The 21007-nt window shown below is 68.4% G+C and carries 20 protein-coding genes; 13 read left to right on the top strand and 7 right to left on the bottom strand.

All coding sequences use genetic code 11. The features are described from left to right. Window positions 1-22 precede the first annotated feature (22 nt). From FHY06_RS22005 to FHY06_RS21970, 8 genes are all read left to right on the top strand, one after another. On the top strand, window positions 23-1654 hold the full coding sequence (locus FHY06_RS22005) for an inorganic phosphate transporter (protein ID WP_026346760.1): 1632 nt from the start codon (window positions 23-25) through the stop codon (window positions 1652-1654). 18 nt (window positions 1655-1672) lie between these two features. Next, window positions 1673-2749, top strand: coding sequence for a transporter (locus FHY06_RS22000; protein WP_132753761.1), 1077 nt, complete (start codon window positions 1673-1675; stop codon window positions 2747-2749). A 97-nt stretch (window positions 2750-2846) separates the two neighbouring features. After that, entirely contained in the window at window positions 2847-3704 is an 858-nt protein-coding gene (locus FHY06_RS21995; protein WP_019657848.1) for a 3',5'-nucleoside bisphosphate phosphatase, read from the top strand. Further along, window positions 3701-4678, top strand: a complete 978-nt coding sequence (locus tag FHY06_RS21990) for a DMT family transporter (protein ID WP_184606291.1) — start codon at window positions 3701-3703, stop codon at window positions 4676-4678. Before FHY06_RS21995 ends, FHY06_RS21990 begins: the two co-directional genes overlap by 4 nt. A gap of 17 nt (window positions 4679-4695) precedes the next feature. Then, window positions 4696-5331, top strand: coding sequence for an L-threonylcarbamoyladenylate synthase (locus FHY06_RS21985; RefSeq protein ID WP_019657850.1), 636 nt, complete (start codon window positions 4696-4698; stop codon window positions 5329-5331). A gap of 41 nt (window positions 5332-5372) precedes the next feature. Further along, entirely contained in the window at window positions 5373-6044 is a 672-nt protein-coding gene (locus tag FHY06_RS21980; protein WP_184606290.1) for a site-2 protease family protein, read from the top strand. Between the two features lie 33 nt (window positions 6045-6077). Next, the gene (locus FHY06_RS21975; protein ID WP_184606289.1) at window positions 6078-7412 is read left to right on the top strand and encodes a tryptophan--tRNA ligase; all 1335 of its coding nucleotides are present in this window, start codon (window positions 6078-6080) and stop codon (window positions 7410-7412) included. A 74-nt stretch (window positions 7413-7486) separates the two neighbouring features. Beyond that, window positions 7487-8089, top strand: coding sequence for a LuxR C-terminal-related transcriptional regulator (locus FHY06_RS21970; protein ID WP_019657853.1), 603 nt, complete (start codon window positions 7487-7489; stop codon window positions 8087-8089). A 160-nt stretch (window positions 8090-8249) separates the two neighbouring features. Here the strand turns inward: FHY06_RS21970 and shkS are convergent, their stop codons facing one another. Beyond that, on the bottom strand, window positions 8250-9665 hold the full coding sequence (shkS, locus tag FHY06_RS21965; protein WP_019657854.1) for a surface-behavior sensor histidine kinase ShkS: 1416 nt from the start codon (window positions 9663-9665) through the stop codon (window positions 8250-8252). 98 nt (window positions 9666-9763) lie between these two features. On the opposite strand from shkS, the gene FHY06_RS21960 reads away from it, so the two are divergent. Both FHY06_RS21960 and FHY06_RS21955 read left to right on the top strand, forming a co-directional pair. Beyond that, window positions 9764-10165 carry a VOC family protein gene (locus FHY06_RS21960; protein WP_184606288.1) on the top strand — a complete coding sequence of 134 codons (402 nt, stop codon included), beginning with the start codon at window positions 9764-9766 and terminating at the stop codon, window positions 10163-10165. Next, window positions 10159-10560, top strand: a complete 402-nt coding sequence (locus tag FHY06_RS21955) for a phage holin family protein (RefSeq protein WP_019657856.1) — start codon at window positions 10159-10161, stop codon at window positions 10558-10560. The genes FHY06_RS21960 and FHY06_RS21955 overlap by 7 nt, the downstream gene beginning before the upstream one ends. Window positions 10561-10584: 24 nt before the next feature. Here the strand turns inward: FHY06_RS21955 and FHY06_RS21950 are convergent, their stop codons facing one another. After that, window positions 10585-11901, bottom strand: coding sequence for an FAD-dependent oxidoreductase (locus FHY06_RS21950; RefSeq protein ID WP_184606287.1), 1317 nt, complete (start codon window positions 11899-11901; stop codon window positions 10585-10587). Window position 11902: 1 nt separating this feature from the next. Beyond that, the gene (locus FHY06_RS21945; protein ID WP_126183210.1) at window positions 11903-12913 is read right to left on the bottom strand and encodes a Bug family tripartite tricarboxylate transporter substrate binding protein; all 1011 of its coding nucleotides are present in this window, start codon (window positions 12911-12913) and stop codon (window positions 11903-11905) included. A 139-nt stretch (window positions 12914-13052) separates the two neighbouring features. On the opposite strand from FHY06_RS21945, the gene FHY06_RS21940 reads away from it, so the two are divergent. Then, complete coding sequence (locus FHY06_RS21940; protein ID WP_184606286.1) at window positions 13053-13952, top strand: LysR family transcriptional regulator; 900 nt, start codon at window positions 13053-13055, stop codon at window positions 13950-13952. Window positions 13953-14052: 100 nt separating this feature from the next. Next, window positions 14053-14997, top strand: a complete 945-nt coding sequence (locus FHY06_RS21935) for an alkaline phosphatase D family protein (protein ID WP_184606285.1) — start codon at window positions 14053-14055, stop codon at window positions 14995-14997. 30 nt (window positions 14998-15027) lie between these two features. Here FHY06_RS21935 and FHY06_RS21930 read toward each other — a convergent pair whose 3' ends face one another. Genes FHY06_RS21930 through FHY06_RS21915 form a run of 4 tightly spaced genes read right to left on the bottom strand, consistent with a single transcriptional unit; the run spans window position 15028 to window position 19700 of the window. Next, entirely contained in the window at window positions 15028-16143 is a 1116-nt protein-coding gene (locus FHY06_RS21930) for an ABC transporter substrate-binding protein (protein WP_019657861.1), read from the bottom strand. A 28-nt stretch (window positions 16144-16171) separates the two neighbouring features. After that, window positions 16172-17260 (bottom strand): ABC transporter permease, encoded by a 1089-nt coding sequence (locus tag FHY06_RS21925; protein ID WP_126183207.1) that lies wholly within the window; start codon window positions 17258-17260, stop codon window positions 16172-16174. Then, the gene (locus FHY06_RS21920) at window positions 17257-18771 is read right to left on the bottom strand and encodes a sugar ABC transporter ATP-binding protein (protein WP_184606284.1); all 1515 of its coding nucleotides are present in this window, start codon (window positions 18769-18771) and stop codon (window positions 17257-17259) included. Before FHY06_RS21920 ends, FHY06_RS21925 begins: the two co-directional genes overlap by 4 nt. Then, window positions 18768-19700: an SMP-30/gluconolactonase/LRE family protein gene (locus FHY06_RS21915; protein WP_184606283.1), complete on the bottom strand. Its 933-nt coding sequence runs from the start codon at window positions 19698-19700 to the stop codon at window positions 18768-18770. The genes FHY06_RS21920 and FHY06_RS21915 overlap by 4 nt, the downstream gene beginning before the upstream one ends. A 292-nt stretch (window positions 19701-19992) precedes the next feature. Between FHY06_RS21915 and FHY06_RS21910 the strand changes: the two genes are divergently transcribed. Then, window positions 19993-21003, top strand: a complete 1011-nt coding sequence (locus FHY06_RS21910; RefSeq protein WP_126183441.1) for a LacI family DNA-binding transcriptional regulator — start codon at window positions 19993-19995, stop codon at window positions 21001-21003. Window positions 21004-21007 lie beyond the last annotated feature (4 nt).

Here is a 21007-nt window from a genome sequence, read left to right as displayed (position 1 = left end):
TTCCAACACCCCAGAATCCCCCATGAACACGCTCGCTGCCCCGCATGCAGAGGTGCCGTCCGCGTCCGCCTCGCAGCGGCCGAAGCTCGACGCCAAGCCCGGTCCGCTCACGCTGATCACCTTCGTGGGACTGCTGGCCGCCGGCCTGCTCTTCACCGCATGGAGCCTGGTCGGCGACGTCACCGCCTCGGGAGCGCCCGTCACCACCTGGGTGCCCTACATACTTCTCGGCGTGGCGCTGCTGATCGCACTGGGCTTCGAGTTCGTCAACGGCTTCCACGACACGGCCAATGCGGTCGCGACCGTGATCTACACCCACTCGCTGCCGCCCAACTTTGCGGTGGTGTGGTCGGGGGTCTTCAACTTCCTGGGCGTGATGGTGTCCAGCGGCGCGGTGGCCTTCGGCATCATCGCGCTGCTGCCGGTGGAGCTGATCCTGCAGGTGGGCTCCGGCGCAGGCTTCGCGATGGTTTTCGCGCTGCTGATCGCCGCCATCATCTGGAACCTGGGCACCTGGTGGCTGGGGCTGCCGGCCTCGTCGTCGCACACGCTGATCGGCTCGATCATCGGCGTGGGCGTGGCCAACGCGCTGATGCACGGGCGCGACGGCACCAGCGGCGTCGACTGGGCTCAGGCCACCAAGGTGGGCTATTCGCTGCTGCTGTCACCGATGGTCGGCTTCGGCTGCGCCGCCCTGCTGCTGCTGGCGCTGCGCGCCTTCGTGAAGAACCGCGCGCTCTATGAAGAGCCCAAGGGCAGCGAGCCGCCGCCGTGGTGGATCCGCGGCCTGCTGATCCTCACCTGCACGGGCGTGTCGTTCGCGCATGGCTCCAACGACGGCCAGAAGGGCATGGGGCTGATCATGCTGATCCTGGTGGGCACGGTGCCGATGGCCTACGCGCTGAACCGCGCGATGCCCGCCGACGAGAACGTCAAGTTCGTGGCCGTCGCCGAGATGGCGCAGAACGCGCTGAACCGCAGCGCGCCGACTTCGCTGCCAGCCATGGCGCCGGCGGCTGCGCGCGACACGCTCTCGACCTACGTGCGCACCCGCGAGTTCACCCCGGCCGTGGTGCCGGCACTTGCCGCGACGGCCGGCAGCATCGGCACGCAGGTGCGCCAGCACGGCTCGCTGGCCGGCGTTCCGGCGGAGGCCGTCGCCAACGTGCGCAACGACATGTACCTGGCCTCCGAGGCCATCCGTCACCTCGACAAGAGCGGCGCGGCCAGGTTCGACGACGAGACGAAGCTGCGCGTGAACACCTTCCGCCAGGAGCTCGACAGCGCGACGCGCTTCATCCCGCTGTGGGTCAAGGTGGCGGTGGCCATCGCGCTGGGCCTGGGCACCATGATCGGCTGGAAGCGCATCGTGGTCACGGTGGGCGAGAAGATCGGCAAGACGCACCTGAGCTACGCACAGGGCGCCTCGGCCGAGGTGGTGGCCATGGTCACCATCGGCGCGGCCGACATGTACGGGCTGCCGGTATCGACCACGCACGTGCTGTCTTCGGGCGTGGCCGGCACGATGACGGCCAGCGGCTCGGGCCTGCAGCTGTCGACGCTGCGCAACCTCGCGCTGGCCTGGGTGCTGACGCTGCCGGTGGCGATGCTGCTGTCGGGCTCGCTCTACTGGCTCTTCACCCGCCTCTTCTGAACTCGCGCACCCAGCATCTTGTCGGCATTCCATGATCTCGCAGCCCAGTCGTACGGGGGCGACGAAGCCGGGCTGATCTGCGGCTACCTCTTCGACGCCCGTGCGGCCGAGCCTGCACGGGCCATCGACTCGGCGCAGGCCGCGGCCTGGCTGGCCGAACGGCGCGACGTCGAAACCCATGAAGCCCTGGCAGGCTGCGAAGGCGAGGACGCGCAGGAAAACCCGCCCTACGTCTGGCTGCACTTCAACCTGAGCCACGCGCACGCCGAGCGCTGGCTGGTGCGGCACGCGAGTCTCTCGGACACCTTCTACGAGACGCTGCACGAGGGCCTGCCCTCCACGCGCATCGAGCGCGACGACGATTCGCTGATCGCCGTCATCAACGACGTGCACTTCGAATTCAGCTTCGAGCCCTCCGACATCTCCACGCTGTGGATCAGCGTCGGCCCGCGCCTGGTCGTCACGGCCCGCACCAAGCCGCTGCGTTCGGTCGATGCGCTGCGCACCGCGGTGAAGGCGGGCGACGCGCCGCGTTCCAGCACGGAACTGCTCGAGCACCTGCTGCGCGCGCAGGCGGACGTGCTGGTGAAGATCGTGCGCGGCGTCACCTCCCGCATCGACCGCATCGAGGACGAACTGCTCGCCGGCCGCCTCGACCACAAGCGCGCGCGCCTGGGCGTGCTGCGCCGGCTGCTGGTGCGGCTGCAGCGGCTGCTGGCACCGGAGCCGGCGGCGCTGTTCCGGCTGCTGCAGGGGCCGCCGGGATGGATGTCGGAGCCCGACTCGCAGGCGCTGCGCGGCTCGACCGAGGAGTTCTCGGTCGTGCTGCGCGACATGCAGGCGCTGCAGGAACGCATCAAGCTGCTGCAGGAAGAGATCGCCGCCAACGTCAACGAGGACAACAACCGCAGCCTGTTCGTGCTGACGGTCGTCACGGTGCTGGCGCTGCCGATCAACATCCTGGCCGGCCTGTTCGGCATGAACGTGGGCGGCATTCCGCTAGCGGACCACAAGCACGGTTTCTGGATCGTGGTGGCGATCGTGGCCACGTTCACCGCGGTGGCGGCCTGGGCGGCTTTCCGCAAGCAGCGCTGAGGCGCATGCAATGGCGCATTAATGCTATTTATTTAATAGCATCTTCCACAGTATCCATGCGCCCGCATCGCCGTTCCAGACCCCATAGAATGCGGGGGTGTCCTCCATTCTCAATGCCGATCTCCACTGCCACTCCGTGGTCTCCGACGGCACGCTGACGCCCGAAGAACTGGCAGCGCGCGCCGCCGCCAACGGAGTGGAACTCTGGGCGCTCACCGACCACGACGAGATCGGCGGCCAGCACCGCGCCGCCGCGGCGGCACGTGCCAACGGCATGCGCTACCTCACCGGCACCGAGATTTCCGTGACCTTCGCTGGCGAGACGGTGCACATCGTCGGCCTGGGCTTCGACCCTGACGACGCCGCCATTTCGCAGGGCCTCTACGACACGCGCGGCGGCCGCGGCAAGCGGGCGCAGGAAATGTCCGAGGGGCTGGCCAAGGTCGGCATCCACGGCGCCTATGAAGGCGCGCTCAAGTTCGTCGGCAATCCCGAACTCATCTCGCGCACGCACTTCGCTCGCTTCCTCGTCGAGCAGGGCCACTGCCGCGACACGCCCGAGGTGTTCCGCAAGTTCCTCACCGAGGGCAAGCCGGGCTACGTGCCGCACCGCTGGGCCACGCTGAAGGATGCCGTGCACTGGATCACCGCCGCCAAGGGCCTGGCGGTGATCGCGCACCCCGGTCGCTACAAGTTCACCGCCAACGAGGAATACGCGCTGTTCCTCGAATTCAAGGCGCATGGCGGCAAGGCGATCGAGGTCGTCACAGGCAGCCACACGCCGGCCGAGTTCGTCGAATACGCCGACAAGGCGCTCGAGTTCGACTTCGCCGCCTCGCGCGGCAGCGATTTCCACAGCCCCGACGAGAGCCACTGCGATCTCGGCAAGCTGCCGCCACTGCCCGGCGCGCTCACTCCCGTGTGGGAACTGCTCGGCGATCGCATCCAGCAGTGAGCCCAAGCCCCGGGACCAGCACCGACAGCGCAGCGACCGTTGCGCTGGCCGCCGCACGCTTGGCGCAGCAGCGAAGCCGCGCCAAGGAATCCGAACGCATCCTCGCCGGCATCGGCCTCGTGATACTGGCCGTGGCCTGCTTCGCGACGCTCGACACCGCCACCAAGTACTCCACGCTGGGCGTGCCGATCCTCATGGGCGTGTGGTTCCGCTATGCGTTCCAGGCAGTGGCGACCACGCTGGTGCTGCTGCCGCTGCGCGGCACGGCGCTGCTGCACACGAAGCATCCCCGCTACCAGGCGCTGCGCGGGGCGCTGCTGCTGGCATCGAGCATCTTCGCCTTCCTGAGCCTGCGCTACATGCCGCTGGCGGAGTTCACCTCGATCGTGCTGATCGCGCCGCTGGTCATCACGCTGCTGGCGGCCACCACGCTCAAGGAACACGTGTCGCCGCTGCGCTGGGCGCTGGTGGCGGGCGGCTTCATCGGCACGCTGGTCATCCTGCGCCCGGGCGGCAGCGCGTTCAGCTGGGCCATCTTCCTGCCGCTGGGGCTGGTGCTGAGCAACGCCTGGTTCCAGGTGCTCACGAGCAAGCTTGCGCAGACCGAGAACCCGCTGACCATGCACTTCTACACCGGCTGGGTGGGCACGCTGATCGTCTCGCTCGCGGTGCCCTTCGTGTGGACCTCGCTGCCTTCGTGGGAGTGGTGGGCGCTGCTGTGCCTCATGGGCTTCATGGGCACGGTGGGGCACTTCATGCTGATCCTGGCCTACCAGCGCGCGCCGGCTTCCACGCTCACGCCCTACCTGTACGCGCAGATCGCGTTCGCCATGCTCGGCGGCTGGGTCGTCTTCTCCCATGTGCCGGACCGCTTCTCGCTCGTCGGCATGGCGATGATCGCGGTCTGCGGCGCGGCCGGCGCGTGGCTCACGGTGCGCGAGCGCCGGGTGCCCATCGAGCCTGCCGAATCCTGAACGGAGAACTCTTCACCATGGCCCAGTATTTCGAAGTCCATCCAGAGAACCCGCAGCAGCGTCTGCTGAAGCAGGCCGTCACGCTGCTGGAGCGCGGCGAGATCGTGGCCGTGCCCACCGACTCCAGCTACGCGCTGGCCTGCCACCTCGACGACAAGGACGCGGTCGACCAGCTGCGCCGCATCCGCCAGGTCGACGAGAAGCACCACCTCACGCTGCTGTGCCGCGACCTGAGCGAGCTGGCCAACTACGCGCGCGTCGACAACAAGCAGTACCGCCTGCTCAAGGCAGCCACGCCCGGCCCCTACACCTTCCTGCTCGAAGCCACCAAGGAAGTGCCGCGGCGCGTGAGCCATCCGCAGCGCAAGACCATCGGCCTGCGCGTGCCCGACCACAAGGTGCTGCTGGAGCTGCTGTCGCTGCACGGCGCGCCGCTGCTGGCCACCACGCTGATCGCCCCCGGCGAGACCGAGGCGCTGAACGACGCGCAGACCATCCGCGAGCGCTTCGAGAAGCAGATCGCCGCGGTCATCGACGCCGGCGCATGCCCATCGCAGCCGACCACGGTGGTCGACCTGACGCCCATGGGCACCGGCGACGACCCCGTCGTGGTGCGTCAGGGACGCGGCGCGCTGGCCGTGCTGGGCCTCTGAAATCGGGGCTGAGAACCACTCCCGTCTGACACAATCGCCCAGTGGATATCTCCAACCTCATACAGACAGTACTGATCTACGCGCTGCCCGTGATCTTCGCGATCACCGTGCACGAAGCGGCGCACGGCTACGTGGCTCGCCACTTCGGCGACAACACGGCCGAGGTCATGGGGCGCGTCACGCTCAATCCCGTCAAGCACATCGATCCCATCGGGACCATCCTGATGCCGCTGATGCTGTACTTCGCGACCTCGGGCGCCTTCCTCTTCGGCTATGCCAAACCGGTGCCGGTCAACTTCGGGCGGCTGCGCCATCCGAAGCGCGACATGATCTGGGTGGCTCTGGCAGGCCCTGTTTCCAACTTCGTCCAGGCGATCCTGTGGGCGCCCCTGCTGGTGGCGATGGTCGGGGCAGGCGTCACTGAAACCTTTTTCATCAAGATGGCGCAAGGCGGCATCCTGGTCAACCTCGTGATGTGGGCCTTCAACCTGTTCCCGCTGCCGCCGCTCGACGGCGGGCGCGTGCTGGCCGGGCTCCTTCCGAGCGGCCAGGCGCAGATGTTCCTCGCACGCATCGAGCCATACGGCTTTTTCGTCGTGATGGGCCTCGTCCTCGCGGGCATCGTCAGCACATACTGGCTGCGGCCGCTGATGGACGTGGGCTACTTCGTCATCAACCTGCTGATCACTCCGCTCAAGGCACTCCTGCTCTAGATCGCTTCAAGAAATTCTTCGTCTGTCCGTCCCATGGCTTCGTCTTCCAAAGCTCCCCTGCGCGTCCTGACCGGCATCACGCCTTCGGGCACGCCGCACCTCGGCAACTATGTCGGCTCGATCCGCCACTCGGTGCGGCAAAGCGTCGCGCCCGGCGTGCAGAGCTTCTTCTTCCTGGCCGACTACCACGCGCTCATCAAGGTGCAGGATCCGGCGCTGATCCAGCGCTCCACGCTCGAGATCGCCGCCAGCTGGCTGGCCTGCGGGCTTGACCCCGAGCGCGTCACCTTCTATCGCCAGTCGGACATCGTCGAGATTCCCGAGCTGACCTGGTTCCTCACCTGCGTGACCGGCAAGGGCGTGCTCAACCGCGCGCACGCCTACAAGGCGCAGCTCGACAAGAACGTCGCCAAGGGCGAGGACCCCGACGCCGACGTGACCGCCGGCCTCTTCATGTACCCGGTGCTCATGGGTGCCGACATCCTGATGTTCAACGCCCACAAGGTGCCCGTGGGCCGCGACCAGGTGCAGCACATCGAGATGGCGCGCGACATGGCGCAGCGCTTCAACCACCTCTACGGCGATCACTTCACGCTGCCCGAGGCCGAGATCGACGACGCGGTCGCCACCCTGCCCGGCCTCGACGGCCGCAAGATGAGCAAGAGCTACGGCAACACGATCCCGCTGTTCGCGCCGCGCGCCCAGCTGCACAAGCAGATCTCCAGCATCGTGACCGATTCGCGCGCGCCCGGCGAACCCAAGGACACCGAGGGCTCCGCGCTCTTCCAGATCTACCAGGCCTTCGCGAGCGCCGAGGAAACCGAGACGCTGCGCAAGGCATATGCCGACGGCATCGGCTGGGGCGACGCCAAGCAGATGCTGTTCGAGCGCATCGACCTCGAGGTGGCTCCGCTGCGCGAGCGCTACGAGGCGCTCATGAACGACCCGGCCCAGATCGAGCGCACGCTGTTGTTGGGCGCCGAGAAGGCTCAGGCGCTTTCGAAGCCCTTCATGACCTGCCTCCGCCACGCGGTCGGCCTGCGCAACCTCGCGGCGGGCAAGGACAAGGTGCAAGCCAAGACGGCCAAGGTCGCCAAGCCCAGCTTCAAGCAATACCGCGAGAAGGCGGACGGGCTTTTCTATTTCAAGCTGTTGGATGCGCGCGGCGAAACCCTGCTGCAAAGCCGTGGATTCGCCTCGCCGCAGGAGGCGGGCCGTACCATCGCAATCCTGCAGGCGCAGCGCGGCGAAGCATTGGCCGCGCTGGCTGGCCAGATGGAGCCCATCGGTACGGAAAAAATACGCGCCGTCGAAGAGGCGCTGGAGGCACTGACGGAAACGACGCCCGGCACAACCAGCGGGAGTTGATCCGGCAACGCCCATCGGCTTATCGGCCGGTGAGCACGACGAGAGAAGACGGTGCGATCACAAAGGAAGAAAACATGAGCATTTATGTCATCGACGACCACCCCCTGATGCGCGACGCGATCGTGATGGTCTTGCGGCGCTTGCGCCCGGCCGAGAACATCGTCGAGCTCGAACGCCTCGACAAGCTCGCAAGCTCCGTGCAGCAGCGTGGCGCGCCCACGCTCTTCTGCCTGGACCTGAAGCTGCCGGACACCAACGGCGTCTCGGGCGTGATCGCGGTCAAGCAGGTCTATCCGAACGTGCCCATTGCCGTGTACTCGGCGGCGCCGTCCGCCGACATGGAAGACGCCTGCATCGAGGCTGGGGCCGACACCTATATCGAGAAGTCGGCCAGCTCCAACGAGCTGGCAGCCGCCCTGCGCGGCCTGCTGATGGCCGGCTCGGAGGACGAGGCCGACGAGCTGCCCGCCGCCAATAGCGGCAAGCTCTCCAAGCGCCAGACGCAGCTGATCGCCATGCTCGACAAGGGCATGAGCAACCGCGACATCGCGACCGACCTGGAGATCAGCGAACACACGGTGAAGGTCCACCTGTGGCGCCTGTTCCGCAGGCTGGGCGTGAAGAGCCGGACGCAGGCGCTGCATTACGCGCGGACGAACGGGTTGTTGTCCGGTTGAATTGGGCTAACCCCCAGGCTTCGCGCACTTCGTGTCGCTGCGCCAACCCCCTTGCAGGGGGCAACACCTGAGGACCGGCACAGCCGGATCCTCGGTGTTCCCGAATTGAAAAAAACCGCGCTCAGGCGCGGTTTTTTTTGGAGCGGGTCGGTGTGGGTTTTCAGCCGCCAGAGGCCGTCACCCTCGCCTGCGCCACCGCCTCGTCGGCATCGTGCAGCGCGACGCGGAACACGCTGCCGCTGCCCAGGCGCGAGCGCACGCTGACCGGGTGACCCAGCACGTGCGAAAGGCGCGCGACGATGGCCAGGCCGAGGCCGAAGCCGTCGGAGGTGCCGGCGTGGTCGGCCACCTTGTAGAACTCCAGGAACACGTCGCGCAGGTGCTCGGGGGCGATGCCGATGCCGGTGTCCCACACTTCCACGCGCAGGCCGTCGCGGGTCTGGCGGGCGGCGAGCAGCACGCCGCCTTCGGTCGTGTACTTGATCGCGTTGGCCAGCAGGTTGCCGATCATGCGGCGCACGCGGATGGGATCGGTGAGGAACGAGCCCTCGCACATGCGCACGCGGAAATCCAGCCCGCGGCTCTCGGCCACGGGGCGGTACTGCAGTTCGAGGTCGTGCAGCAGTTCGGGCACGTCGACCCGCTCGACGTGCAGGCGCACCTGGCCCGAGTCGATGCGCGCCAGGTCGAACATGGAGTCGAAGAGCGCATTCACCGCATGGGTGGCCCGCACGATCTTCGGTGCGAGCTCCAGCACCAGTTCGGGCTCGTTGCGCAGCCAGTCGGCGTACAACGAAAGTGCCAGCACTGGCTGGCGCATGTCGTGCGCGGCGCTGGCCAGGAAGCGGTTCTTCATGGCCACGGCCGACACCGCCGCCTGGCGTTGCTGGGTCAGCGACTTGATGAGGATGTGGTTGTGGAACAGCAGCTCCAGGCTGTTGCGCGCCGTCTCGTAGATGTGCCGCCCGGCCCGCAGCAGCAGGAACCAGTGGAGGATCGGCAGGATGGGCATCAGGTAGCCGTACTGGAACTGCGGATGATGCAGCGTGATGGACACCAGCCGCAGCAGCACCGCCGCCAGCATCGTGATGAACAGCGTGTTGACGTAGCGCTTGAGCAGCGGCGGATGCAGCGCGAGCCCGTTGAGAGGAAAGGTGCCCACGCCGGCCACGATGAGCCAGCTCATGAACTGGTTGACCTGCGGCGTGCGCTCGAAGAAGAGCAGCACCGACAGGCCCCACACCACCGCGCTGGTGCTCCAGACGAAGCCGTAGCGCTCGGTGAACTGCTGCTGTGCGGCGGCGCTGCGCCCTGCATAGCGCACCGCATAGACCCGCGCACCCCACGCGCGGCAGGCTGTGGCGATGACGCCGGCCAAGAGCCAGAGGAGCAGCTCCCAGCGCGGCACATAGCCCCAGTTGAGGCCGACCATCGCCGGCATCAGTGCCGCCGAAACCAGGTAGGAGCCGCGCGCGGAGCGCATCAGGCTGCGGATGAGTTCGCCGCGTACCCACGATTCGGCCTCGTCGGCCGAAGCGGGTGCGGGGGTCATGCTGGCGATCGACGCATTGGCCATAAGCCGACGATCTTAACGGTGCCCCCGGCAATGTTTCATCGGGTAACAGTCGATCGTTGCATCCACAATGACGGCGATAACCCGGAAGAATTAATCGCATGTTGTCCCACGTCTACATCGGTGTGAACGACTTCGAGCGCACCTTCTCCTTCTATTCCGCGCTGATGCGCGAACTCGGGCTGAAGCTGAGGTTCAGGGACGACGCCAGGCCCTGGGCCGGCTGGCAGAGCCCAGACGCGCCGCGCCCCCTGTTCCTGGTGGGCACGCCCTACGACGAGCGAGCGGCCTCGCCCGGCAACGGCCAGATGGTGGCCCTGCTGGCCGCGGATCGCGCTGCGGTGGACCGCGCCCATGCCACGGCGCTGGCGCAGGGCGGCGCCTGCGAAGGCCCGCCCGGCCTCAGGCCGCACTACCACGCGGACTACTATGGAGCCTATTTCCGCGACCCCGAAGGCAACAAGCTCTGCGTCTGCTGCCACACGCCACCGAATCCATGCTGAACAACCTGACTCCCTTCCTCGTCCACTGGGCCATCACCGCCGTCTCTCTGTGGGTGGCGAGCCATCTCTTTCGCGGACTCAAGTTCGACAGCACCGGTGCGCTGGTGGTCTCGGCGCTGCTGCTGGGCCTGGCCAACGCCATCGTCAAGCCGCTGCTGATCGTGCTGACGCTGCCGCTGACGCTGGTGACCTTCGGGCTGTTCCTGCTGGTCATCAACGCACTGATGATCCTGCTGGTGGCTGCGCTGGTGAAGGGCTTCAGGGTGTCGGGCTTCTGGACCGCGCTCTTCGCGAGCATCTTCATCTCGCTGCTGAGCGTGGTCATCGGCTCCTTCGTGACCGGCAGCGACCCTGCCGAGAAGGTGCAGATGCCGCAGACCGGCAACTGGCTCTGACCAGCCGGGGCCTGCTCGCAGGCCCTAGGCGAGCACGGCGCCGCCGCGCAGCAGCGCCTCGCGCAGGGCAGGCACCGCGACGGAACGCACCTGCGCGCCCATGCCCTCGCCGGCAGAGCGCGCCGCCATGGCCGCCGCTATGCCCGCGGCATGCCCCACCGCCATCGATATCGTCATGACCCGGATCGCCGCCAGCGCCTCGTGGCTGGCCGAGATGCCCCGCCCCACGCCCAGCGCGTTGTCGAGCGTGGTCGGGATCAGGCTGCGGTACGGGATCTGGTAGGCGTGGTCGTCGCCCATCGGCACGTAGTGCAGCGAGCCGCCCTTGGCCGGATGGATGTCGATCGGATAGGCGCCCGCCGCGACCGCGTCGGCGAACTCGACAGGCTGCAGCAGTTCGGCGGCGGTGAGCACATGGTCGCCCTCCACTCGGCGCGTCTCGCGCACGCCCACCTGCGTGGCGAAGGCGCGCAGCCGACCGTTGCCGCAGCCGGGCACATGGGCCGCGATGAACCCGGCCGCCTTCCACGCCTGGCGCCGGCCTTCGATCTCCGCGCCGCCGAGCGCCATCGGGTCGGTGGCATCGATCGCCAGGCGGCTGATGTTGAACCAGGCATCGTCCGAATGAGGAACGCGGCTCGAATGCAGCGCGGCCCGCGCGAGCCCGCCCTGCGCGTAGCCCCTTGCGGCCATTTCGGCGAGCTCGGCCTTCGAGAGTGCGCCGAAGCGCTCGAAGTCGATGGGGCCGAAGCGGAACATCATCGTCGCCGGCTGCAGCGCCTCGCCGCCGCCGAGTTCGAGGAAGCGCGCGCCCGCCTGCTTCAGCGCGTCCATGTCGCCCGATGCATCGACGAGCACGCCCAGCCGCAAGGACAGCACGCCGCCCTTGGTCAGCACGCGCAGGCCGGTGATGCGCCGGCCTTCGCACTGCACGTCGAGCAGGCTCGCGTGCAGCAGCGGCCGCACGCCGGCCTCGGCCACCATGTCGTCGAGCACCAGCTTGAGCACCTCGGGCTCGTACTCGACGCGGTCCATGTGATGGCCGGTGGACATCACGAAGCGGTCGTGCTCGCGGGCGCCGCCGTAGGCGCGCAGCCGCCGGACCACCTCGTCGGCCAGCCCCGCCACCACCGTGCGACCGTTGCCGGTCTGCCAGCTGTTGAACTGCGCGACCGCGCCGGCCGTGGCGTTGCCGCCGAGGAAGCCGTAGCGCTCGACCAGCACGACCGAGGCGCCCTGCCGCGCCGCAGCCACTGCGGCCATGGTGCCCGCGACGCCGCCGCCGCACACCACCACGTCGGCCTCGACCGCGTGGCTTGTTCCGATGTTCTCGCTGCCCATGCTAGTTCTCGACCTGGATGCCACGGCTCTTCACCACCTGTCCCCAGCGGGCGCCTTCGGCCTTGAGGTATTGCGCGGTGGCCTCGCGGCCACGGATGAAGGTCTCGAGGCTCAGCGCGTCGAAGCGCTTCTTCACCACTTCCGATTGCTGCGCCGAGGCCAGCAGCTTCTCGAGCCGCGCCAGTCCTTCGGCCGGAATGCTGCCCTTGGGCGCCACCAGCGTGGCCCAGCCCTCGACCTCCAGGCTCTGCAGCCTCAGGCTGCGCAGCGTGGGCACATCGTTCAGTTCGGCCACCGGCTGCGCCGACGACACCGCCAGCGCGCGCAGCCGGCCCGAGCGGATGTGCACGATCACGCTCGGCAGGTTCAGGAAGCCCATCGACACCAGCCCCGAGATCAGGTCGGGCATCAGCGCGCTCTCGCCCTTGTAGGGCACGCTGACCAGCGAGGTGCCGGTCTCCTGCGCGAAGAGTTCCGCCGTCAGGTGCGCCAGCGTGCCGGTGCCGCTGTTGCCCGCGCTGAGCTTGCCCGGCTGCGCCTTGGCCAGCGCGACGAGTTCGGCCAGCGTCTTCGCCTTCGAGTCGGCCGGCACCACCAGCACCAGCGGCTGCTGCGAGACCATGCCGATGGCGTCGAAGTCGCGCGCCACGTCGTAGCTCAGCCTGGGGTTGAGCGAGGGGTTGATCACCATGCTGTTGCTGCCCATCAGCAGCGTGTGCCCGTCCCGGCTCTGCAGCGCCGCCATCACGCCGATGGCGCTGCCCGCGCCGGGCTTGTTCTCCACGATCACCGGCTGCCCGAGCTGCGGCGCCAGCACCTCGGCCAGCACGCGCGCCGAGCCGTCGGCACCGCCGCCGGGTGCGAAGGGCACGATGATGCGCACCGGCTTCGTGGGCCAGGCGTCGGCGGCATGCACGCTGCGGCCGAGGGCCAGGGAGAGCGTCGCTGCCGAGAGCGCGGAGATCGCATGCCTGCGGGTGATGCCGCGCGCGGCGGCTGTGGCTTTGGCCATGTCCTGTTTGCCTCTTGATCTGGTTGTTCTGGAAAAGAAGGTCCGATGCTAGGAAGCGGCCGTGCTCCCGGCAAATACCAACACGTGGCAACGCCATAACATCGCGTTATCGAATCACGCCGATGGGATGGGCGATGTCATGAACCTCCGACAGATCGAAGTCTTCCGCGCCGTCATGCTGGCCGGCTCCGTCACCGATGCCGCACGCTCGCTGCATGTCTCGCAGCCGGGCATCAGCCGCATGCTCTCGCACATCGAACTGCAGCTGGGGCTGCGCCTCTTCGAGCGGCGCAAGGGCAGGCTGCTGGCCACGCCGGAAGCGCAGGCGCTCTTCGCCGAAGTCGAGCAGGTGTATCGCGGCGTGGCCCGCATCGACGACTGCGCGCAGGCCTTGAAGGACGGCAAGATGCTCACGCTGCGCGTGCTGTGCAGCCCCAGCACGGGCCTGGACATGGTGCCGCGCGCGCTCACCGCGCTGGGCGAGGAGTTCCCGTCGGCGCGCATCTACTTCGAGGTGCTGCTCGCGAGGGAGATGGTGAAGCGCCTCGCCGCGCACGAGGCCGACGTGGCGATCTCCACGCTGGCCATCGACGATCCGCTGCTCAGCTCCCGCCCCATAGGCCAGTGGACGCTGGCCGGCGTGTTCCCGCGCGGCCATGCGCTGGAGACGCGGCGCACGCTGTCACCGGCAGACATCCTGAAGGAACGCATGATCTCCTTCAGCCCCGACACGCCGCAGGGCCGCATCATTGCCGACTGGTGCTTGCGGCACCGGCTGCAGCCCGATGCCCGCATCGAGGTGCGCGCTGGCCAGAGCGCATGCGCCCTGGCCGCGGCAGGCGCGGGCGTGGCCATCGTGGACGACCTCACCGCGCGCGGCTGCATGACCGACAGGCTCAGCTTCCGGCCGATCCGCAACGCGCCTTCCTTCGACATCTTCGCGGTGACCAACGAGAACTTCGCGGCTTCGCAGCTGGCGAACCGCTTCGTCGCCCACGCCCAGTCGGCGCTGCGCCAGCTCAAGAAAGAGCGCGCCTGAGGGCGCGGCGCCATCCCATATTCTGCGGAGGGACAGCGCGCGGCCGCTGCCTATGATCCGCCTCACCCCGGCGCCCAGACCGGCGGAAGAGGAGCCCCCCATGAAGATCGCCTTCACGTCGTGCATGAACTTCAAGCCCGGCCCCGACGGCTACCAGCACGTCTGGGACCGCATCGCGCAGGAGCAGCCCGACTACCTGTTCCTCCTGGGCGACCAGATCTACATGGACTACTTTCCCAGACTGGGCGAGCCATCGAAGTGGGACGCGGCGAAGTTCGCCGACGTAATGCAGGGCAAGTACGAAGCGCAGTGGAACGTCGCGAACTTCAAGGCCCTGCGCGACGCGCTGCGCCAGAAGCAGGACAACGGCGGCGGCGTGTACGGCACCTGGGACGACCACGACTTCGCCTGGAACAACGCCCACGGCTCGGACGTCAGCGCAGCGGTGAAGCAGCAGACCAGGCGGCTCTTCACGCAGTACATGCAGATCGGGCAGCTGAACAACCCGGCGCACCTCGACCCGGCCGTCGACGGCATCTACTACTCCATTCCGCTGATTCACGAGCAGCAGCGTATCGGCAAGGCCATCTTCCTCGACACCCGCTGGTACAGCACCGTCCCCGGCGACGCCAAGCCCCTGCTCGGCCAGAAGCAGCTCGACTACCTGAAGCAGGAGCTGGCCGGCGAGCAGGGCTACGTGCTGATCTGCGCCGGCACCCCGATCCGCGCGACCGGCAACGGCTGGATGCGCTACCGCGACGACTACGCCAGGTTCCGCGCGATCATCCAGGGTCGCAAGTCGATCTTCCTGACCGGCGACATCCACGAGAACGCCTTCCTGCCGCCGGCCGGCGAGACGAAGATGTTCGAGGTGGTGTCCTCGGGCGCCTTCGTCACCAAGTACTACCTCACGGGCGAGCGCGAGAACTTCGGCATCCTCGAATACACGCCTGCGAGCACCGACATCAAGCTGTTCGACAAGCGCGGGCTGGAGATGCACAACGTCATCGACAACGCGACCTTCATGCACCGGGAGATCCGCTGAAGGCCCTCATGGCCTCCCCGCGGCCCCGCCCTACTTGCCCCAGATCGCCTTGTACTGGTTGCGGTAGCCGTTGTCCGGGTCGAACACGTTCCTCGGCCCGCCGTCCTTGCCGACGTTGCCCACGGTCACCAGGTGCACCTTGGGCACGTAGCCCGACCATTTCTCCTTGGCGAAGGCGCGGTTGAGTTCGTCGACGATCTGCCAGCCCTGCATGTTCAGCGGCTCGGGCACGGTACCGGCCTGGAAGCGCTGCGTGCGGATGCGCTGGTAGGCCGCCTCCGAGCCGTCGCCGGCCGACACCGCCTTGGGCGCGCCGTCGCCCTTCTTGCCGGCCGCCGTGAGCGAGGGGCCCATGAAGTCGAAGTACAGGTCGTTGATGGCCAGCGAGTGCGTCCACTTGTCGCCGAAGCGCTGCAGCAGCGCGGTGGTGAGCTGCGGCATGCGGGTGGAGCTCTCGGCGATGGGGCTGTCCTCGAAGCTCAGCACGGTGCAGCCGCCGCACTTCTTGATGACGGCTTCCATCGCGCGCGCCTTGTAGAGAGCGATGGCGTACTGCGAGTCGGTGAAGATCACCACGCCGGCCTTGCCGTTGGAATCGGCCACCACCCACGAGGCGGCGACATCGGCCACGTCGTCGGTCACGGTGGTCACGTTGGCGAAGAGGCCCGCCTTCTCGTTCGGGCCGGGCTGCTCGCCCGAGTGCCAGCCGACCAGCGGAATGCCCGACTTGGCCGCGCCCGCGAACGCGGCCTTCTGCTCGGTGGTGTCGAAGCCGCCGACCACGATGCCCGCGGGCTTGACGGCCAGCGCCTGGTTGAGCGCGGCCGTGCGCCCGCTCACCGTGCCCTGCCCGTCGATCACGCGCACCGTCCAGCCGATGGCGCGGGCAGCCTCTTCCACGCCCTTGCTGACGCCGACGATGCCGCCGTTCTTCATGTCGCCCGCGACGAAGACGATGGTCTTGCCGGCCGCGGCCTTCGGGCCGGCGGTGGGACCGTCCCACTTCTCCTTGGTCATGGTCGCGACCTCGACCTTCTTCTTCGCGGCATCGAGAAAGTCGTCGGCCATGGCCTTCGGCGCCAGTGCGGCTGCGCACAGCGCCAGCACCGCGGCAGCGACGGTGCGCGCGGGAACACTCTTCTTCATGCTTGTCTCCAGTCGTCGTAGTGGGCCGTCATTCCGACGGCGTTGGGGTAACCGGTTGCGCTTGATCGAGCTGCCGCTCGGCGATGCGCCGCTTGATCGAGCGGTTGCGCCGCTGCTGCGCCCAGCCCGCGATGCCGATGGACACCAGCAGCGTCAGGCCGTTGAAGAGCGGCTCCACGTAGAAGGCACCGCCGAACTGCTGGATGCCCGAGATGCCGATGGCGAGGATGGCCACGCCCACCAGCGTGCCCCACACGTTCACGCGGCCGGGCCGGATGGTGGTGGAGCCGAGGAACGCGCCCACCAGCGCCGGCAGCAGGAATTCGAGCCCCACGCTCGCCTGCCCGATCTGCAGGCGCGAGGCCAGCAGCACGCCCGCGAAGCCCGACAGCAGCCCCGAGGCGACGAAGGCGCCCATCACGTGCCTGCGCACCGAGATGCCGTTGAGCTGCGCCGCCTTCGGGTTGGCGCCGATCACGTACAGCGCGCGGCCCAGCGGCGTGAACTCGGTCACCACCCACAGCGTGAGGCTCACCGCGAGCACGTAGAACGCGCCCACCGGCAGCCCCAGCAGGCTGCCGCCCGCGATGCCCACGAAGCCATCGGGCAGCTCGCCCACCACCTGCCGCCCACCGCTGTGCCACATGGCCATGGCGTAGATCACCGTGCCCGTGCCCAGCGTGGCGATGAAGGAGTCGATCTGCGCGAGCTCGACCAGCAGCCCGTTGAGCACGCCGAACAGCGCCGCGCACAGCAGCACCACCAGCACCGCCGCCGGCCACGGCAGGCCCAGCTGCGTCTGCAGGCTGATCGCGAGGATGTGCCACAGCACGATGCCGTAGCCCACGGTGAGGTCGATCTTGCCGGTGATCATCGGGATCGTTGCGGCCAGCGCCAACAGTGCGATCACCGACTTGTCGGCCAGGATCGCGCGCAGGTTGAAGAGCGTCGGAAAGGTCTCGGGCAGCAGCACCGAGAACAGCAGCGCGAGCGCAACCGTGAGCACGACGAGGCCGTAGACCGGCATCGCGCGCCCGAGGCTCTGCGCGAGCGAGACGGCCTCGCCGTCGAGGGACTTGTCGGGCTCCAGCGCCGTGGACTTGATCGAGCTGCTCATGCGGGAACTTCCTCGCGCGTCGCCGCGCCTGCTGCCAATGCCAGGAGTCTTTCGACGGTGATCGCCTCGCCCGTGAGCTCGGCCGCGATCAGCCCGTCGCGGAAGACGAGCACGCGCGTGCACACGGTCGCGATCTCCTCGAAGTCGGTGGAGACGACGACCAGCGCCGTGCCGGCCTCGGCGCGCTCGCGCAGCACGCTGTAGATCTGCCGCTTGGCGCCCACGTCGACGCCCGCGGTCGGCTCCTCGAGCACTACCAGCGGCTTGTCGAGGTGGAACCAGCGCGCCAGCACCACCTTCTGCTGATTGCCGCCCGAGAGCTGCTGCACTTCGGCCGAGGGCGCGGGCGGGTTGATGTCGAAGCGGCGGATGAGCGCGAGCGCGCCCTCGTTCTCGCGGCGCGGCCGGTCGAAGGCCAGGCCGCGGTCGCCATGCAGCGTCGAATTGGGAAAGAGGTTCTCCAGCACGCTCATCGAGCCGGCCAGGTTCTCCTCGAGGCGCTCGCCGGCCACGTAGGCCACGCCCGCGCGGATCGCATCGGCCGGGCAACTGAAGCCGCAGCCCTTGCCCAGCAGTTGCATGCGCCCGGCCGACAGCGGCTCGCGCCCGAAGATCGCGCGGCTGATGGCCTCGTGTCCCGCGCCGCGCAGGCCCACGAGCCCGAGCACCTCGCCGCGGTGCACGGACAGGCTCAGCGGGCCGGCGTTGCCGCTGGCGGCGCCCTCGAGCTCGAGCACGGGTTCGCTGCGCGCAGGCGCCCTCGCCTTCTGCACCGAGGCCGAGAGCGCTTTGCCCACGATCAGCCCCACCAGTTCGCCCTCGCTGGTCTGCGCCGTGGTCTTCACCGCGACCAGCCTGCCGTCGCGCATCACGGCCGCGCGGTCCGAAATGGCCATCACCTCGTCGAGCCGGTGCGACACGTACATCATCGCCATGCCCTGCCGGCGCAGCTCGCGCAGCACGGCGAACATGCGTTCCACGTCGCTCATCGGCAGGCTGGCCGAGGGCTCGTCGAGCACCAGCAGCCGCGCCTTCACTTCGAGCGCACGGCCGATGGCGAGCAGCGATTTCTCGGCGCGCGTGAGCGAGAACACGCGGCGTCCGGGGTCGATGTCGCAGCCCACGCGCGCCATCACGCGGCGCGCCGCGTCGTTCGCCGACTTCCAGTCGATGAGGCCGAAGCGGCGCGGGTAGCCGGTGCCCAGGCCCACGTTCTCGGCCACGGTCATCCACTCGACGAGGCCCAGGTCCTGGTGGATGAAGGCCACCGGCTGCTCGCGCCGGTCGCCGCGCCGCCACTCGGCCTGCGGCCGGCCGTCGAAAAGAATCTCTCCGTCGTCCACCGCGTGGATGCCCGCGAGCAGCTTGATGAGCGTGGACTTGCCCGCGCCGTTCTCGCCCAGCAGCGCGAGGATCTCTCCGGAACGCACGTCCAGCGTGACCTTGTCGACCGCCTGCGTGCCGCCGAAGCGCTTGCTCACGGCCCGGAACTGCAGCAGCGGCGTGTTCATGCGCGCACCGCCCCGCTCGTGTTCAGCCGGATGCGGTAGAGCGAGGCCGAGGCGCATACGAACAACTCGTCGCCGTCGGACCCGCCGAAGGTGAGGTTGCCCACCTTCTCCGGCACCGCGATGCGCCCAAGGCGCGTGCCGTCGGGGTGGTAGACCTGCACGCTGTCGGCGCTGCTGGTGTAGACGAAGCCGTGCACGTCGACGCGGAAGCCGTCGGCCAGCCCCGGGTCTACCACCGCGAACACACGCGGGTTCGCGAGGTCCTGCCCGCCGATCACGTCGAACGCGACGATGTGGTGGTGCCCCGAGCCGTCGGTGCGCAGCGCGGCCGAGGTATCGCTCACATAGAGGATGCGCTCGTCGGGCGAGAAGGCCAGGCCGTTGGGCTCCTCCACGAAGTCGCTCACCGAGCGCAGCGCGCCGCTTGCGGGGTCGAAGCGGAACACGTGGTTGCGGCCCAGCTCGCTCTGCGCCTTGTGCCCCTCGCGGTCGGAGACGATGCCGTAGGGCGGATCGGTGAACCAGATGCTGCCGTCGCGCTTCACGACGATGTCGTTGGGCGAGTTGAGGCGGCGGCCCTGGTAGCGGTCGACCACCACTTCGTCGGGCAGCGGCTGCAGGCCCTCACCGGAACCCGCGAAGCGCGTGCGCACGATGGCACGCAGCCCGTGCGAGCAATGCAGCAGCGCCCCGTCGGCCTCGCGCGTGTGGCCGTTGGTGAACTCCACGCCCTCGCGCCACACGCTCATGCCGTCTTCGGCGTGCCAACGCAGCATGCGGTTGTTGGGAATGTCGCTCCACAGCACCGAGCCGTCCTCGCGCATCCACACCGGCCCTTCGCTCCAGACGGCGCCGGTGCACAGGCGTTCGAGCGGGCCTGCGCCCTGGGCGACGGGAGCGAAACGGGAGTCGAAGACTTCGATGGTCATGGCCACGGCGCTGGTTTCCCTGAACTTGGGCTCGCAGTGTGGCATCAAAAAGATACCGGTAACTCAGGCTTTACCCGTATGCGGCGAGGTCACCATTTCATTCTTCTTTCAACGCCATTGGCGGTATTCTTCGCTCGTCGATGCCGGCTTCGATATGGTTATCGGTATCTCACGTCGTCCGCTCCTCGTCGCATATCCTCGAACCCGCCTTTCCCGCCTTCCGAGAGAGAAAGAAATAAGCGCCTTGCCACCGACCAAAGCCCCTGCCCCAGCCCTCACCCGCCCCGCGACGATGGCCGACGTGGCCGCGCGCGTCGGCGTGTCGAAGATGACCGTGTCGCGCGCGCTCAACCGCAGCGCGAGCAGCGACCGCGTGACCTCCGAGGCGCTGCGCCAGCGCATCCTGCAGGCCTGCGAGGAGATGGGCTACGTCATCGACCAGACGGCGCGCACCTTCTCCAGCAAGCGGTCGGGCTTCGTCGCGGTGCTGATCCCCTCGCTCAACAACTCCAACTTCTCGGAGACCGCGCAGGGCATCACCGCCGCCGTGGAGGCGCGCGGGCTGCAGGTGCTGCTGGGCTACACCGACTACCGCGTGGAGACCGAGGAGCGCCTGCTGCGCGCCATGCTCGCGCGCCGGCCCGAGGGCGTGATCCTCACCGGCGGCTCGCACACGCCGGCCGCGCGCGCCATGCTGCAGGCAGCGGGCGTGCCGGTGGTCGAGACCTGGGACCTGCCGGCCGCGCCCATCGGGCACACCGTGGGCTTCTCGAACGCCGAGGCCGCCGCCGCGATGGTGCGCCACCTGCACGCCAAGGGCTACCGGCGCATCGCCTTCATCGGCGGCACCTCGAACCGCGACACGCGCGGCGCCGACCGCCAGCGCGGCTATGCCGATGCGATCCGCGAACTGGGCCTGCCCGACGGCCGCGTCATCAGCTTCGGCCAGCCGCCGATCTCGATGGCGCAGGGCGGCGAGGCCGTGGCGCAACTGATCCGCCAGTGGCCGGACGTGGATGCGGTGATCTGCGTCTCCGACCTCTCGGCCTTCGGCGCGCTGATGGAATGCCAGCGTCGCGGCTGGGAAGTGCCCGGGCGCATCGCGATCGCCGGCTTCGGCGACTTCGAGGTCGCACGCGCCTGCCATCCGCGCATCACCACGGTCGCGGTGGATTGCGTGGGCATCGGCAAGGCGGCGGGAGAACTGCTGCTGCGCGTGATGGACGGCACGCGCGAAGGGCACCGGCCGCCTGCGGAGACGGTGCTGATTCCGTTCCACATCGAGCAGCGCGAGAGTTCCTGAGCCC

Origin of the sequence: Variovorax atrisoli (genome assembly GCF_014195185.1) — a bacterium.
GTDB lineage: Bacteria > Pseudomonadota > Gammaproteobacteria > Burkholderiales > Burkholderiaceae_C > Variovorax > Variovorax atrisoli.
The sequence above is the reverse complement of the archived record's forward strand: the minus strand, read 5'-3'. Positions and strand labels throughout refer to the sequence as shown.